This is a genomic window from Nodosilinea sp. LEGE 07298, assembly GCF_015207265.1.
In the GTDB taxonomy this organism is placed as follows: Bacteria; Cyanobacteriota; Cyanobacteriia; order Phormidesmidales; family Phormidesmidaceae; genus Nodosilinea.
The window spans coordinates 52,848-69,214 of sequence record NZ_JADEXE010000002.1; the positions used below are offsets into that span (position 1 = coordinate 52,848).

The window sequence follows — 16,367 nt, forward strand, 5'->3', positions numbered from 1 at the left end:
AGACCCTACTGTGAGTCCTCAGCCAAAACCGATTCAGCACAGCCGTCTGATCGCGGCTTCTCCGATCTACTACGGCTGGGTGGTACTTGCTGCTGGCACCCTAGGTCAGCTAATGACCACCCCTGGGCAAACTATTGGGGTGTCGGTGTTTCTCGATCCGATCATGGCGGATCTGGGGCTGTCGCGATCGCTGGTGTCGCTGCTGTACCTGCTGGGCACCCTTAGCGGCTCGCTAATTTTGCCGTTTGTGGGGCGCTTTATCGACCAGCAAGGGCCACGGGTGGCGGTGGGGGCGATCGCGGCGCTCTTTGCCCTGGCCTGTCTGGGCATGAGCCAGCGCACCTACCCTCACCCTGGCGCTGCTGGCCCCGTTAACGGTAGGAATAGTGGCACTTTGGTCTGAGCTGCGATCGCATTCCAGAAGCTAAACAATCTAGACGTAGGGAGAAACCCGGCGTTGCTGAATAGCGGGATGATTTTGCGAAATTCTGAACGAGATTTCAGAGCTTTCAGGCATCGGTTCATCCCCTGAATCAGCAACGCCCCAAAGGTTACCGGGTAAACTCTCAGAGATTGGCTAAGCTAAAGTCACATCTTTAGCCCTACTGCCCCATGCCTAATCTGCAGCAAACCTGGGATAATAGCTGCTTCTACACCGGTAGCGACGATCCTCAAATCGCTATCACTGTCGATCGCCTCAAAACTGAAATCAATACCCTTTCAGTCCTTTGTAGTTCCTTCGCTCAGCAGATTGAGGCGGCGGAACCGATCGCTCCAGATCAGTTCGAGGGCTGGCTGGCCCAGGTTAGATCTGCCCACCAGCAGCGCACCGCCACCGCCAAGCAATTGGGCAACCTGCGCACCTTTATTTCCTCCATTCTCAGCGTTGACTCCCGCGATGCCAGCGCCAGCCGGTGGAAACCTACCCTTCAACAGCTTGGCGCTGAAATGAGCCAGGCGACCAAAGCTTTAGATATTTTTCTGCTACGGGTTAACGACGATTTTATTCAGGCTCTAGTCGCCGATCCGGTACTCGAAGAGCTGAGCTTCTCGCTGCAGCACCAGCGCCAGCTCAATGACCAACTGCTCAGCCTGGCTGAAGAAAAGCTGATTACCGGTCTGGCTGTGAATGGGCTACAGGGCTGGGGCAATCTCTACACCGAGCTATCGGGTACGCTGCACTGCTCCGTCGCTGGCGATTCTGTAGGGCTGGCTAAGGCCTTTAATTTACTCAGTTCCCCCGATCGCACCACTCGCTCTGAGGCATGGCACGGTGTCAATGCCGCCTGGGAAAGTCGAGCTGACACGGTGGCAGCCATTCTTAACGCTATCAACGGCTGGCGGCTAGAAGAAACCAAACAGCGATCGCACCACCGCACCCTGCACTACCTCGACAAAAGCTGCCACCAGAGCCGCATCGATCGCGCCACCCTCGATGCCATGATGGATACCACCTACCAGCGGCGAGCCATTGGCCAACGAGCCTTAACGGCGATGGGCAATGTGCTCGACATTCAGCCCGCTCCGTGGGATTTGTTTGCCCCACCCCCAACCGACAGTCAGAGCCAAGGGTTTACCTTTGCCGAGGCCGTTGATTTAGTGGCCAAAGCCTTTAGCCAGTTCAACCCGGCCATGGGCGACTTTGCGATCATGATGGCTGAAAAAGGCTGGATTGACGCTCAGCCCACCCTTAATCGGGCTACTGGGGCCTACTGCGCCAGCTTTGCCGAACCAAAAGAGCCGCGCATTTTTATGACCTTTGAGGGCAGCATGAACAACGTGCTGACCCTGGCCCATGAACTGGGCCATGCCTGGCACAACTGGGTGATGCAAGACTTGCCGCGCTACAAAACCTTCTACCCCATGACCCTGGCCGAAACCGCCAGTATTTTTGGCGAAACCCTGGTGCGCGACGCCCTGTTTGAGCAGGCCAGCACGCCCGAGCAAAAGCTCAAAATTGCTTGGGAAGAAGGGGCGGCGGCCATCACATTTTTGCTTAATATTCCCGCTCGGTTTACCTTTGAGCAAAAACTAGTTGAAGCTCGCAAGCAGGGGTTCATTATTGCCGATACGCTTAAAACTATGATGCGCGACAGTTGGCAGTACTGGTACGAAGACAGCCTGATGAGCTACGACGAGATGTTTTGGGCCAGCAAGCTACACTTCTCGATCGCAGAACTCGGGTTTTACAACTACCCGTACCTGTTTGGCTACTTGTTTAGCCTGGGCATCTACGCTCAAAAAGAGCACTATGGCAGTGCGTTTAACGACCTCTACACCACCCTGCTGCGCGACACCGGCAGCATGACGGCAGAGGAGGTAGTGCAGCGCCACCTCCAGCAAGATATTCGCCAACCCCAGTTTTGGCAGACCAGTTTGGATATTGTCGATCGCGCCGTCAGCCGGTTAGAAAGCCTGGCCCCATTGAACACTTAAACGGCGAAACCTGTCTTTTGCTTGCGCTTGTTTTTTGACTTTTTCTTTGACGAACTTTGGTTCACCTCTTGCAGGGCTTCCTGGAAGAGATTGTGCAGGTGGATAGGCACACTGGCAATCTCTGGCAGCTCTGGTTCCAGGGGCTTGTCAGCCTGAACCAAAACATCATCCAAATCGTTTGCCGTCAGATCTGAGCGGTCGAGAACTCGCTCTAGAGACGCCATCAGTGGCGCTGGATTTTCTTTGGCCAGGCAGTGCCAGATGTAGGCATTGACGGCATCGTCTTTGAGATATTTTTGGATCATTTGATCCAGCTTGGCTGCCGATTCGTCATCGGTTGCCTCAAACAACTGGATAAGGCGACCGTAGTCTTTTAGAAATGTCTGTCCCCAGCGAGGGTGAACAAATACCGTCACGGCTTCCGCCCGACGCAGATCATCCGGCAGGTTAATAGACGGCATGGCCATCTTGACCGCCTTCTTATTCTTGAGCAGACGACTGACCTGGTCGCCGTCTGCCCCAAGCGACTCTACCGATTCCGCCAGCTCTTCCTCAGAAACGCCGGATTGAGCGGCTATCTCCTGTAGAGACTTAGAGCCATCCACACCGGCTTCTTCTAAGCGCCGCTGGGTGATGATGTCTTGGTATTCTTGCAGCTTTTTGTTTAACTCGTAGCCCGAAAGCGTGACGCGATCGCCGCCAAAAAAATCAACAAAATCGTGGTGAAAGCGCTCTACAGAATCCCAAGCTTCTTCTAAAAGCTCTGGGGCATCGCCATAAAGGTAGCGAGGAAACCAATTTTTGAAGTTGCCAATGGCGACCGCTAGCTTAGGCTTGCCCAGCTTGCCCAGCAGCATGAGAGGACCTGAAAACGTCCAATCGGTGGCTGCAATTGGCAACAGGCGAGTAACAACAATTTCTCCTGGGCTGAGCCGAGACAACTCTTCTGCCAACTGCGCCCCGTTGGGCTCTACCCAATAGCGCTTTTCAGTTAGCCAATTCATTAACTCGTAGCGTCCGGTTGCGCCCTCTTCTGGAACCTGGAGGACCTTGAACAGACCGTTGAAGGTGTTTTTCCAGCCCTTGACCAACGTCTGATCAGCCTGGGGCAAACTGGTCTTGTCTTGCAAAAAAATATCTAGAACCGATTGGTCACCAGCCCGACCCTCGGTTAAAAACATATCAATAGCTAGCTCTGAGCGACTGATTCCCTGTAGGTTGGTCGCTGACCAATGCTTGAGGCGATCGGCGCTGTAGCTTTCTAAAGCTGTCGCCAAAGCACCATCGGCATCGAGAACAAAATCATATAATTCTTGCTTTAAAATTTCAGATCGCTTGAGCTGATCGTTCACAGAGAACCCTATTGATACAACAAAACCACTGGAAACTCTGCTTCCAAAAAAAAATTTAGGACAACTGCTATTGAGTTGCCCTAATCATTGTAATCAGGTAAGCTCACCCGTGCAAGGCAAGTTACTAAACTATACTTGCAAGGCAAGTTACTAGACTGTATAGGATGTCAACGTCTCACCGGAGGACACATTGGGCGATCGCCACAATGCGCTCCGAAGTTTAGATTATTTGCGCTCATCCAGTTTGGCTAGCAACAAGTGTCCTGACTAGGCAGTCCGCTTGGTGGCTGCGTAGTAGATGAATAGGGCGATGATTGCACCTACGACAGAAAGAATAATGCCACCGATGCTAAACCCAGTCGCCGTAAGGGCTAATGTTCCTGTCGTCAGCAAAGTATAGATGCTACCTCCGACAAACGCGCCAATAACGCCTAAGATGAGTGTGCCCAAGATGTTGCCACTTTGATGGCCAGGGTAGATGGCTTTAGCAATTGCACCAGCAATCAGACCCAATACGATCCAAGCTAGAATATTCATAAATTAACTCCAGATATTCAAAAGGCAGTTAGAACAAAAGCAATCAAGAACTTTATGATGCCGGGCTGCTGCCTTTTTCTTTTCAACATTACTTTAGCGGAACAAGACTAGCTGGCGAGACCATCTAAAGGTACAGTTTTGCCTGTCTAAAGGTATATCCAGCTCTCATGGCCACTGGTTGTCAATAGCCAAAGACCGCGTTTGAAGCGGCCATCGCTGGTTTCAGCCGCCGAGCGGGTATGGCCCAAATCACTGCGACTCAAGCCTGTAAATAGCATTCATTGTCCTCAAGCAAGGCTTTAAGCCAGGCCAAAAGCTGGGAGAGGAGGATTCTGAGTAGCTTGGGTTCTACCAAAAGACAGAGCGGCATGGCTGAGGATTCTCTTTAAGCTAAAGAAGCGTTCAAACGTTCGCCTTGTAGAGAACACGATTTTTTCGGGTTCTTAGCCAGTTTTAAGCGAGGGATGGCCTGCGCTGGACTAGGCTTCAGGGCAAAATCACCGGAGCTACATAGATAGATCGCATAGACAAAACTCTCAGCCGCCCCCTCATTAGCCGATTTCTCGTTAGCCGATTTAGAGAGTAATGGCACCTAGTACTCGACGGCACAAACTGGGTGGTTATTGCCAATCTCGGGGGAGCTATGGAGCCAGCGGGCTGGAGGGTTAGGGTTTGCAATAGTTGGTTTATTTCAGCCATGCGGTACTAGAGACAATCCTCGTTCTGGGGTGCTATGAAGGGGCGCTGTGAAATGAAACGCGATCAGTTTGGACTAGAGGCTACCCACAAGCAAGACAGCCTGGAGCAAGTTGACTAACCTTATGTTTGATTACGATCTACTCGTCATCGGGGCCGGGTCGGCTGGCCTCTCTGCAGCAACAGCCGCCGCCCAGTATGGGGCACAGGTGGCGATCGCAGACCCTGGACCCCTGGGTGGAACCTGCGTCAATCGCGGCTGCATTCCCAAAAAATTTATGGTGTTTGCCGCCGATTTTGCTCGCCAGCAGTGTTTAGCCAAGAGCTATGGCTGGGTCAACCCCAGCGGTCGGTTCGACTGGCTGGCGCTACGCAGCGCGATCGATCAGGAACTCGCCGAACTGCGGCAGTCGTATCAGTCGAAGCTGACTAAAGCGGGCGTTGCCGTACTGAATGAGGCGGCCCGGTTTGTTGACCCCCACAAAGTCGAACTGGGCGATCGAACCATTACGGTCGATAAAGTTATCATCGCCACTGGCGCGAAGGCGGTAAAGCCCGATTTACCCGGTATTGACTATGGCCTCACCTCGCGTGATATGTTTCGTCTAGAGGCGCTGCCCGACCAGCTCACGATTGTGGGGGGTGGCTACATTGGGGCAGAATTTAGCAATATTTTTGCGACTCTGGGCTGCCATGTCACTTTAATTGACAACAACGACTGGATTTTGCCCGGTTTTGACCAAGATATTCGTCAAACTCTGCACCATAGCCTGATGGATCAAGGCATTCGACTGTTGCCCAAGACAACCCTCGAAGCTGTGCGCACCGACCAGAGCGGTATGCATATTTCCCTGTCGGGCCAGCACGACGATACGCTGCTGGCCGATACGCTGCTGCTGGCGCTGGGGCGTAAACCCAACCTAGAGGGCCTCAACCTGGAGGCAGCGGGCGTTGAGGTCAAGGATGGGGCGATCGCAGTAGATGACTACAGCCGCACGGCCCAGCCGTCAATTTTTGCGATTGGCGACTGCACCGATCGGGTGCCCCTAACCCCCGTAGCCAAAGCTGAAGGCTCTGCCGCCGCCCAAACCTTGTTTACCGATCGTCCCCAGGCCATGTCTTACCGCTGGGTACCCTCTGCGGTGTTTTGCTCCCCCGAAGCGGCTACCGTGGGCTGGAGCGAAGCCGAGGCCAGATCCCATGACGACCTAGAGATTGAGGTGCACTGCTCCCGATTTACGCCGCTGCGCTACCTGCTGTCGCCCCAAAAACGAGAGTCGCTGATCAAGCTGGTAGTCAATGCCAAGTCTCAAGAAATACTGGGTCTGCATCTGGTGGGTGATGAAGCTTCTGAGATGATCCAGGGATTTGTGCCGGCGCTACAGCGTGGGCTAACGGTGGCAGAGTTGACCGAAACGATTGGTCTCCATCCCACCTCTGGAGAAGAAATTTTTGACTTAGATTAGCCCAGCCTGCTCCGCAGCATTTTTGAAGCTGGAGAGTTACACGTTCTACCCTTTGACGCTACTCAGGCTTTGATTTTTTCTTTAGTTTGAGACGTAACCGTCCCCTGAGCGGAGTCGAAGGGGACATCTCGGGTGGGTTTTGGCTTCGACTTCGCTCAGCCAGCGTAGTTCTGGGCTCATTTGTGTTTGAGACCAGCGTTTAGTTATTGAAATTGGGAGAAAAGTGATTATGACTAGCGATGTTTCATTGGATACTAACGACGTCAAGCAGGTGCGCGATCGCTCGCTGTGGACTGGCGTTGTACTCGCCATTTTTGGCCTGGTGGCCATTACGCTGCCTATTGTTTCTACCATTTTTGTTGAAACTTGGGCTGCTCTTATTTTGGCCTCTGCCGGGGCGACCAAACTGTTTTATGCCTACCAAACCCGTGCCCAGGGCGGCACCCTCTGGAAAGTACTGCTCGGCGTTCTCTACATCGCTACAGGGGTGATGTTGTTTATCAACCCCCGTACCGGCATTTTGACGCTGACGCTTTTGCTGGGCAGCTTTTTGCTCACCGAGGGCGTGTTTGAGCTGATTCTGGCGTTTAAGCTGCGGCCTCAGCAAAACTGGACCTGGGCCTTGGGCAACGGCATCGTCACCCTAATTTTGGGTGCCATGATCTGGTTCCAGTTCCCCTCCGATGCGCCCTGGCTGCTGGGTACGCTGGTGGGGGCCAGCATTTTGTTTACGGGCATTTCTCGGATTGGGCTATCGTTCAAAGCCCGCGAAGTGCTCAAGAATGAGTCTGAGTCAGCCGCATCTGCCTGAGCCGTCACCCAGTTGCTGACAACCATGCTGCCCGGATGCTTCCTCTATGGAGCATCCGGGCAATTTTGGGTTTAAGGTCCGCCAGCGGTTTCTTCTACCAGCGATATAGTTGTAGAAACTGCGCCCACGGTCCTGAAAGCTATGGTGTTAGACATTCTTGCTGCGATCGGGTTGAAGGAAACAGGCAAGTACGTCGCCAAAGATGTGTTGCTGCCCCTGCTGCAAGGCAGCCTGGAAGACTACGCCAAGGATTTTTTTAAGGGCTGTGTTGCCGATGCAGCCGGTTTAGCCAGCCAAGCGCCTGTGCAAAAAGCGCTAGGCGAAGCGCTAAAGGCGTTTGTGGAACTGGTCGAAGCAGAGCTGGAGTTTCAGGGCTGCTCTGGGGCGGAGATTCGCGACTTTTACGAGATTCCCCTGCGGGAGTTTATGAAGGACAAGGATGTGAAGGCGACGCTGGGCCGAGCCTTTGAGCCAGACTGCCGCACCATTGATGCCGAGGTGCTGGCGCTGCGGTGGCAAGCGCTAGAGTTGCGCCCCTTACCTGAAAAATTTGACTGGCCGCAGATTGGCAAGCAGTACGTGCGGGCCGTAAAGGGCATTTTGTGGAGTTCGGATGATCTGCGGGACTTGCTGAAATTGCACGATCAGGAAGCCATGCGCCAGAGCGATATGCGCCGCGCCACTGTACAGGAGTTGGCGAGAGACCGGAAAGATGACCCCAAGACGTTGCTCTTTCTCAAAACCCGTGCCCAAGAGGACGAGAACTGGGTTGTGCGCCGCACCGCCGTGCAGGAGTTGGCCAAAGGCTGGAAAGACGACCCCGAGACATTGCCCTTTCTTAAAAACCGTGCTCAAGAGGACAATGCCAGCAATGTACGCTGTGCCGCTGTGCAGGAATTGGCCGAGGGTTGGAAAGACGACCCCAGCACTTTACCCTGGCTCAAAACCTTTGCCCAAAGTGATGACAAGTACGCTCCTGGTGCTCAACGTGCTGAAGATAATGCTGTGCGGATAGCGGCGATGAAGACGTTAGCTGAGGGTTGGAAAAACGACCCCGAGACGTTACGTTGGCTCAGGATCCGTGCCCGACGTGATAAAGATAAAGCTGTGCGGATAGCGGCGGTGCAGACGCTAGCCGAAGGTTGGAGAGACGACCCCAATATGTTGCATTGGCTCAAGATCCGTGTCCGACGTGATGAAGATTTCGATGTGCAGGTGGCAGCAGTAGAAGCATTAGCCGAGGGTTGGAAGGACGACCCCGAGATGTTGCCCTGGCTCAAAACCCTTGACCAAAGTGATAAGAACCTCTTTCTGCGGCAGGCAGCGGCGCAAGCGTTAGCCAAAGGTTGGCAAGACGACCTCGAGATGTTGCCCTGGCTCAAAGACCGTTCCCAACGTGATGATGATGATGACGATGGGCGGATAGCGGCGGTAAAGGCGTTGGCTAATGGCTGGAAAGACGATCCCGAGACATTGCCCATTCTCAAAAGCCGTGCCCAAGAGGACAGGATCTGGGTTGTGCGCCAAGCCGCTGTGGAGGCACTAGCCAGGGGATGGAAAAACGACCCCGAGATGTTGCCCTGGCTCAAAAATCTTGCCCAACGCGATGATCATAGCCGTGTACGGAGGGCAGCGGTGCAAGCCTTATCTGAGGGCTGGCAAGACGATCTTAGGACGTTCCCCATTCTCAAAAACTTTGCCCAACAGGATGATGATGAGGATGTGCAAGAGGCAGCTGTGGAGGCGTTAGCCAAGGGCTGGAAAGACGACCCGGAAACGTTACCCATCCTCAAAACCATTGCCCAACGTGATAAGTACAACGCTGTGCGGATAGCGGCGGTGAATGCGTTAGCTAAGGGCTGGCAATGCGACCTCGAGACGTTGTCCATTCTCAAAACCCTTGCCCAACATGATGATGATTACATTAGGCGGGCGATAGCAGTAAAGGCGTTAGCCAAGGGCTGGAGAGACGATCCTGATACCTTAGTATGGCTCAAGGACCGTGCCCAACGTGATAATAACGGCGTTGTGCGGAGGGCAGCGGTGGAAGCGTTAGCTAAGGGCTGGAAAAACGACCCCAATATCTTAACCTGGCTCAAAGACCGTGGACAATGTGATGGTGATTACTGTGTGCGGTTAGCAGTAGTGCGGGCGTTAGCCGAGGGCTGGAAAGACGACCCTGATACTTTACTGTGGCTCAAGAACCGTGCCCAACATGATGACAATTACGATGTGCGTAGGGAGGTAATGGAGGAATTAGCTAAAGGCTGGAAAGAAGAGCCAATTCTGTTTGAAATTTGGTGTAATACTACTCTCAATGATCCCTTTGTGATGGATTTTGTTTGGCAAGACAACCCTCGCCAAATTGCTCTCAACGTCCTGGTACAGCAATATCCTGACCATCCCAAAACTCTGGAACTGCTGCGCGATCGCGCCCAAAACGACAACGACGAGCAGCTTAGAAAATGGGCAGTGGAGCAGCTTGCCAAGCTTCAGGGTTAATACCTTACTGCTTAAAGGGGTTAACCAAAATTAGCTCTTTGATTTGAGCAAAATCGTCTTCATTGCGACTGACGAGCTGTAGCGAGTATTCCAAAGCCGTAGCCGCAATGATGGCATCAGGAACCTTAATTTTTAGGCTTTTTCGAATAGCAATTGTTCGCTCAGCGATCTCGGAGCTAAGCGGTAACTCAACTAGTTGGCTCAGAAGTTGTTTGGCTTGGTTTTCGGCAGCCTCAGACTGTTTATATCCCAATACTTCAATACGAGTAATGACAGAATAGGCACCCTCCCCTGCAATGCCTTCTCGCAAAAGGGCAGTGCCTGACTCAGGCAACTGGTTATTGAAATGGTAGATAAAAATATTGGTGTCAAAGAGCAGCTTCATTAGCCGACATCCTGAGGTTGCCAATCTAACTGTCGCTGTCGGTCGAGATTAGCATCAATTTCTTCAATACTTGAGTTTCCCCAACATCCCTGGGTGGCTTGCAGTATTGCATCGATATCGGCAGCATTCTTGCCAAGCAGTGTCTCAGATTGCGTTTGGTCGGCCCCTACAACCTCAGGACGAAGCCGATTGACTAAGTAGCTCATTAGCTTCCACTGTTCTTCTAGGCTGAGCAATCTCAAATCACTCATCATGCGCTGTAGAATTGGGCTCATATTGCCGACCTACTTGCCAGTTATCTCTATATTGTAGTTACCATCCCCGTTGGCAATAGGCAAACAAGCATGGGAAAATGCTGCCTCTTCCAGCAGCTAGCCGAACTCAATGTTTTCGTAAAGGTCTGCCATAGGCACTTTGCAGTCAAGCGTATTGAACGTGAGCATGACGTACATTATGCGAGTAAGGGACCGGGCGCTTTGAAGGTACCCGGTCCCTTAGCAATTAGCTGAGCTGTCGCCAGCGCAGCAGGTAGCTAAACACCTCGCCCTGCTCTGGGGTAATCAAAATCCCTGATTCTGGGATTGTCACCAACTGGCTCCACTCCCGCTGTTCGGCGTAGCGGAGCAGGTGCAGGTGGTTGATCGCCCCTCGCACTCCGTCTGGGGAGCCGATTACCAGATGGCGCAATCGCTCTCGCCCCGGCTGAGGGTTGGGCGTTTCGAGGCGAAGCGAATTTAGATCCCTGGGTTCTTGCAGAACCCAGGGATCTTGACGGGTAAAACACAACATGAGGGTTTCCTCCAAAGGAATGGATGGGTAGGAAACCAAAATTTGGCCGCTCCCAGACATCGTGCGGTTCGGAGCGGCCAAGAGTAAAATGCTACTCAGCCTCCGAGACTGCCTGTTTCAGCCTTGGGGGTCAGCCACTGGTTGGAGGGCCTAATCTCCTTCCAGTGGCGCTCGACCAAATTTTGGGAAACAAGCTGCTCTGACACAGCTCTTAAGTGAGAAATTTAACCTATTGCGATCGCTCAAGCAAGTCACAATCGCTACAGAGTGCGTCTCCGTCGTGAACCTTTACATTGCGGGGGCGATGGCGCTGTGCCAGCCCTGATGCTTAGCTGCCGCTGTGGTAAGAGCTACATTCAGACGCAATATCATCGGTGTATTGCCGCACAACGTTCCATTCAGCCTTTGCACCTTTGGTGTGTCGCCGCAATCTGTCGTTGTAGAAGCGCGATGCTTTAGATGCAGGGCTGCATTCTTTAGATACAGGGCTGCAACCTTTAGATGCAGGGCTGCATCCTTTAGATCGCGCCCTGACAACGCCGCTGCAATAGCTCAACTGCTTTCTGCATCTATAGCATCCTTCGCTGTCATAGAGTGATTTCGAGTTTGCAGCCACTACACATTGATATGCTCAATGCACAACGTTGCTGTCATTGCAGCATGTCAATCATGCCGCCCCCGTATTAAGCCTGCGGCTCCAACGATCGGCGTAAGCAAGGGCAACATTCACGCAGGTTTCGCTCAATCTATTGGTTTGAGGCTGCGATTCTCTTAGTTGAGACGTAGTTAGCTTCAAACTGATTCTCACTGATGTAGAAATGATGGAACCATCAACAAAAGTAGAGGCATCCCCACTTCATTGACAGCGTTTTGAAAGTCCTACAGATAACAGTCCAATCGATAGAAGGCAATCTTTGGCCCGTTCGTTAGGCTGCTAGTAAGACGAACGCTAAAGAGATTATGCCGTTACTATCCCAATCAGAATTTAAGCGATTGAGCCAGTCTGCGAGCGACTACTCCGCTTCAATCTATTTGCCCACCCACGTGGCCGGGCCAGAGATTCAGCAAGACCCCATTCGGCTCAAAAATTTGCTCGGTGAGGCAGAAACCAAACTGCTGGCAGCGGGTATGGACAAGCGAGGCGTACAGCAGCTGCTACAGCCTGCTTTTGATCTGCTCGAAGACGATCACTTTTGGCGACACCAAAGCCAGGGGCTAGCGCTATTTTTAACCGCTGAGGCCATGGAGCTGTACCGGCTGCCGCTAGAGTTTGAGTTGCTGGTGGTGGTGGGCGATCGCTTTCACCTCAAGCCTTTGCTGCCGCTGTTTTCGAGCGATCGCTATTTCTACCTGCTGGCGCTTAGCCAGAACCAGGTGCGGCTGTACCAGGCCACTCGCTACCATATCAGCGAAGTTGACCTAGAGCGGGTGCCTACCAGCCTAGCCGAGGCGCTGCGCTACGACGACCCCCAGGCCCAGCTGCAGTTTCACAACGTCAGCGGCTCGGGCAGCACGCCCAACTACCACGGCCACGGCGTCGGCACCGACGACAACAAAGAAAACATTCAGCGGTTTTTGAGGACCGTGAACGAGGGGCTGCATTCCTACCTCAATCAGGAAGACGCACCCCTGGTAATCGCCTCGGTTGACTACCTACAGCCAATCTATCGCGAGGTGAATACCTATCCTCACCTGTTGGAAGACGGCGTTTCGGGCAACCCCGACGAGGCCAAGCCCGATGACCTGCGCGAGGCCGCCTGGAAGAAAGTATCTGCACTGCTAGAGGCGTCGCACCAGCAGGCGATGGTGCACTACAACAACCTTAAGAGCACCGATCAGGCTAGCGATCGCCTGCCCGATCTATTGCCCGCCGCCTGTCGCGGCCAGGTCGATGTGCTATTTACCAAAGCCAACGCTCACTGCTGGGGCCAGTTCGATTTCAATTCGGGACAGCTGCAGCAGCACGACCAACCCCAGCCCCACGACCAAGATCTGCTCGATCTGGTGGCTGTGCAAACCTTTTTACAGGGGGGCACTGTTTACCTACTCGACGAAGAGGCGATGCCTACCCAGACCCCAGTGGCAGCGGTCTATCGCTACACCATCGCGGCTTAGGGGCGAATGGCCTGTTTGTCCGGGGTTCAACGTGATCTAGACTCCCGCACTTCCGAATATGGCAGTCGTTTAGCCGTCTTCGGAAGTTTGCCCTAAAAATAGCCGTTCCCTGAGCGAAGTCGATGGGAACGGCTATGGCTGTTTTTGTTGTTGAGGTTGCTGCGCTAGCGGCATGGACGATCGATATAGCCTGGCTCGCTTAAAGCCCTTTTTTGGTGCCATCCATATAGCTTAATCTTGCGTTTGCTAAACCCTATCCGGAATTACCCCAACCTCAGCTGAAAGTGCAGTCATGCGCTGATGTTTTGGTACCGCTATGGCTCTGTTTTGGCCCCGTTTGACCTGGCTGCGGTTGGTGGTGTTATTTAGCCTCACGCTGGCCCTGGTGATGACGACTCTATCGCGATCGGCTCCGGCCGATGCCGACCTAGACCGCCGGGTAGCGGAGGCGCAGAGCTATATTGAAAGCCAGACAGGCCATCGGTTTATCCACCCGATTGTGGCGACCAATGACGACGGTTATCAGAGCCAGTACATTCGCAGCGATGCCTCTGGCGAGCACAACCTGGCCACCAGTCGAGCCGCCGTGCGCGATCCGGCCGCTCCAGGGCAGTGGGTCGATATTCGCGTTCTCGAAGGCCGCACAGGCCTGCCGTCGACTGGCGCGTGGGAGACCTGCCTGATCGTGGTGGCCGATGCCTGGACCGGGCTGACGGAACCGGCCAAGCGCAGCAATATTGCCCACGAGGTCTACCACTGCTACCAGCGCGAGAAAGCCGGGGCCTTGTCTCCTCTGCCGCCCTGGGTTTTAGAAGGTTCTGCAAGTTGGGCTGGAGAAACCTATGCTGGCGGGTCACCCCTGGGTGAAAGTCGCTGGCGACGATACCTGACCAGCTACAGCCAAATCGAAGATCGCAGCTACGATGCCCAGGGCGTGTTTGCCCATATGGCCCACAGCGGCGAGTCGGTGTGGACCCTGCTCGATCGCGCCCTTACCCCGCCGCTGCCTGCCCCCGCCGATGAGGCAGCCTGGATCGATCGCTTTTTGGGCCTGATGGCCAACCGCGAGGGCTTTTTACAAACTTGGGCGATGGGCCTAGAGCGCAACTCCAGCCAGCGCGACTGGAACACTAGCGGGCCGGGCATTACGAGCGATCGCCGAGACGTTGTGCCGCTCTCTATCCCCCAGGGCAGGCGGATTACCCGCACCGTTCAGCGGCTGTACCAGCTCACCCTGCCCACGGCTCAAGTGGTGTCGGTGCAGGTGCTGGGCAACGGCCACGGGGCAATTCGCTGGGGCGATCGCAACACGACCCGCATCAGCGGCAGCTTTAACCAGTGGTACTGTTTGGGCGAAACCTGCACCTGTCCCGATGGCACCCGTCCAGCGGGGGTCACCTCCGTCGACTCAGATCGGGCCGTCATTGCCCTTACCGGCTACCCTGGCGATGCCGAGTTGGGCATCGACCCAATCGACAACCCCTGCGAAGACGACGAGCCCGAGGCGACAGGCCCCAGTACGCCCTGGGGCGGCGACGGCGATCGCGCCCGAGGCACCAGCTACGGTGACCCCCACATCATTACCTACGACGGCTACCGCTACAGTTTTCAAACCATTGGCGAGTTTTGGCTAACGGCGGCCACCGATGGCCACTTTCAGGTGCAGGCGCGGCAGGGCCAAATTCCCGGTCGGCCCCTGTCGATGAATACGGCGGTAGCCATGCGGGTTGGAAGCCATCGACTGGCCATCTATGCCCAAAATGCTCCCGATGGCCACTCGCCCCTGTGGCTCGATGGCCAGCCGCTGGCGCTGGGCACAGGCCCAATGACGCTGCCGGGGGGCGGTACTGTGCTGCGGGCGGGCAACTCCGGAACGGAACGCTACCAGATTCTCTGGCCCACGGGCGAAACGCTGCAGGTGTCTCAAACCACGATGGGCGGCGCGGCCTTCTTGGCTCTGTCTCCAGAGGTGCCGCGCCAGGTTGGGGGCTACCAGGGGCTATTGGGCAACCTGAACCGCAACCCCGACGATGACCTGCAAATTCGCGGCGGTGCGGTGGTGCCAGTCAAAGATGCCTACGCTCCGGTAGCCCAACTGGTGCAGGGGTTAATTCCAGTGCCAGTGCCGCTAAGCCAGGTGCAAACCGCCTTCTTTGAGCAGCTCTACCGCCAGTTTGGCGATAGCTGGCGCGTCACCGCTGGCGAGTCGCTGTTTGACTATGCCCCCGGCCAATCGACCGCAACCTTGACCCAACGAGACTTTCCCAGTCAGTTTCCGACCCTGCTGGGGGTGGCTCCGGCCCAAATTCAAAATGCTACCCGCCTGTGCCGAGAGGCGGGCGTCAACGAGTGGATGATGGAGGGCTGCGTGTTTGATGTGGCTGCCACCGGCCAACCCGACTTTGTGCAGAGCGCAGTCAATGCGATCGCCACCACGCTGGTTGACCAGGTGCAAGACCGGGTAGAAGACGAAATTCGCCGTCGAGTTCCCTTTTCGCTGCCCCGGCTGCCGTTCTAGCCAAAAAAAAGGGTGCCATTTGGCACCCCTTCCCCAAGCAGTTTGGCTAAATCAACTCTCTTTACAACCACTACGCTCTACAGGCGAGGATCCGTAGAGGTCGGGGTGGTGACGCGATCTTCCGTGCGGTAGGTCGTGGCTCGATTAGAGTTACGTCCGGCCAGACCAGCCAGGCCAAGCAAGCCCAAGAGGCCGAGCCAGCCCCAATCAAAGCCGTCGTCAGCATAGGCCGGGTCGGCGTAAGTTGTGTTAGGCGCGATCGGCTCGGGCGCAACATCGTCAGAAAGGGTTGGATCAACGGGGTCAGGGGTTACCTGGGCAGATGCCGGTAGCGCAGAGGGCAAAATCGCCAGGCTCAGCGCCAGTGCGCTCGCCCCAACCCATTTCGATACAAGATTGCTTTTCATACGTTGAGTTCCTAAAGCTGAGTTCCTAAACACCAAAGGAGCCTGGTTTATCCGCAGTGGCTAAGCCCTAGTAAGCAGGTCAGCATAACCCAGTAATTCCCTTGATGCTTACAGGCTAGAGAATTTTTTAAAGGGTGCTATTCGTCGTTGGTTAGACCTTTGTATGGCTCAATAGGTGTTTCAGGGAGGTGACCTGCAAGCAGATGATGTATTCGCTAGGCTGAACACTAAAGTGCACCTGCTCTGCGATCTCATGCTAACCCTGACACACCTTTTGGAAGAGGCCAAGTGCTACGACAGCGTTCGGACGTTGCGCTGGCCCGACGGCGTTATCCGGTGTCCGAAGTGCGGCT

General features: G+C 54.6%; 14 protein-coding genes. 8 read left to right on the top strand and 6 right to left on the bottom strand.

The features are described from left to right. Positions 1–10 precede the first annotated feature (10 nt). Together IQ273_RS00570 and IQ273_RS00575 are read left to right on the top strand one after the other, a co-directional pair. Positions 11–403 (top strand): hypothetical protein, encoded by a 393-nt coding sequence (locus IQ273_RS00570; RefSeq protein ID WP_194021049.1) that lies wholly within the window; start codon positions 11–13, stop codon positions 401–403. 209 nt (positions 404–612) lie between these two features. Next, positions 613–2,436 carry a M3 family oligoendopeptidase gene (locus IQ273_RS00575; RefSeq protein WP_194021051.1) on the top strand — a complete coding sequence of 608 codons (1,824 nt, stop codon included), beginning with the start codon at positions 613–615 and terminating at the stop codon, positions 2,434–2,436. Here IQ273_RS00575 and IQ273_RS00580 read toward each other — a convergent pair. Beyond that, the gene (locus IQ273_RS00580) at positions 2,433–3,788 is read right to left on the bottom strand and encodes a hypothetical protein (protein WP_194021052.1); all 1,356 of its coding nucleotides are present in this window, start codon (positions 3,786–3,788) and stop codon (positions 2,433–2,435) included. The two genes, IQ273_RS00575 and IQ273_RS00580, sit on opposite strands and share 4 nt — an antisense overlap. A gap of 267 nt (positions 3,789–4,055) precedes the next feature. Then, entirely contained in the window at positions 4,056–4,325 is a 270-nt protein-coding gene (locus IQ273_RS00585) for a GlsB/YeaQ/YmgE family stress response membrane protein (protein ID WP_194021053.1), read from the bottom strand. A gap of 821 nt (positions 4,326–5,146) precedes the next feature. Here IQ273_RS00585 and IQ273_RS00590 point away from each other — a divergent pair. From IQ273_RS00590 to IQ273_RS00600, 3 genes are all read left to right on the top strand, one after another. Beyond that, positions 5,147–6,487, top strand: coding sequence for an FAD-dependent oxidoreductase (locus tag IQ273_RS00590; RefSeq protein ID WP_194021054.1), 1,341 nt, complete (start codon positions 5,147–5,149; stop codon positions 6,485–6,487). Between the two features lie 229 nt (positions 6,488–6,716). Next, entirely contained in the window at positions 6,717–7,298 is a 582-nt protein-coding gene (locus IQ273_RS00595) for an HdeD family acid-resistance protein (protein ID WP_194021055.1), read from the top strand. A 141-nt stretch (positions 7,299–7,439) separates the two neighbouring features. Beyond that, positions 7,440–9,800 carry a HEAT repeat domain-containing protein gene (locus IQ273_RS00600; protein WP_194021056.1) on the top strand — a complete coding sequence of 787 codons (2,361 nt, stop codon included), beginning with the start codon at positions 7,440–7,442 and terminating at the stop codon, positions 9,798–9,800. A gap of 4 nt (positions 9,801–9,804) precedes the next feature. On the opposite strand, the gene IQ273_RS00605 is transcribed toward IQ273_RS00600, so the two are convergent. The 3 genes from IQ273_RS00605 to IQ273_RS00615 all read right to left on the bottom strand — a co-directional run bounded on the left by IQ273_RS00605 (position 9,805) and on the right by IQ273_RS00615 (position 10,974). Next, on the bottom strand, positions 9,805–10,185 hold the full coding sequence (locus IQ273_RS00605) for a type II toxin-antitoxin system VapC family toxin (protein WP_194021057.1): 381 nt from the start codon (positions 10,183–10,185) through the stop codon (positions 9,805–9,807). After that, positions 10,185–10,460, bottom strand: a complete 276-nt coding sequence (locus IQ273_RS00610; RefSeq protein WP_194021058.1) for a hypothetical protein — start codon at positions 10,458–10,460, stop codon at positions 10,185–10,187. Before IQ273_RS00610 ends, IQ273_RS00605 begins: the two co-directional genes overlap by 1 nt. Positions 10,461–10,686: 226 nt before the next feature. After that, positions 10,687–10,974, bottom strand: a complete 288-nt coding sequence (locus tag IQ273_RS00615; protein WP_194021060.1) for a hypothetical protein — start codon at positions 10,972–10,974, stop codon at positions 10,687–10,689. 960 nt (positions 10,975–11,934) lie between these two features. Here IQ273_RS00615 and IQ273_RS00620 point away from each other — a divergent pair. Next, positions 11,935–13,089 carry a hypothetical protein gene (locus IQ273_RS00620; RefSeq protein ID WP_194021062.1) on the top strand — a complete coding sequence of 385 codons (1,155 nt, stop codon included), beginning with the start codon at positions 11,935–11,937 and terminating at the stop codon, positions 13,087–13,089. Positions 13,090–13,405: 316 nt separating this feature from the next. Continuing rightward, a complete protein-coding gene (locus IQ273_RS00625) occupies positions 13,406–15,607 on the top strand; it encodes a VWD domain-containing protein (RefSeq protein WP_194021064.1) in 2,202 nt (733 codons plus the stop codon). Positions 15,608–15,684: 77 nt separating this feature from the next. Here the strand turns inward: IQ273_RS00625 and IQ273_RS00630 are convergent, their stop codons facing one another. Beyond that, positions 15,685–16,014 (bottom strand): WGxxGxxG family protein, encoded by a 330-nt coding sequence (locus tag IQ273_RS00630; protein ID WP_194021066.1) that lies wholly within the window; start codon positions 16,012–16,014, stop codon positions 15,685–15,687. A gap of 253 nt (positions 16,015–16,267) precedes the next feature. Between IQ273_RS00630 and IQ273_RS35620 the strand changes: the two genes are divergently transcribed. Further along, positions 16,268–16,367: transposase (locus tag IQ273_RS35620; protein WP_194021068.1), on the top strand; the 100-nt coding region annotated here is incomplete at its 3' end.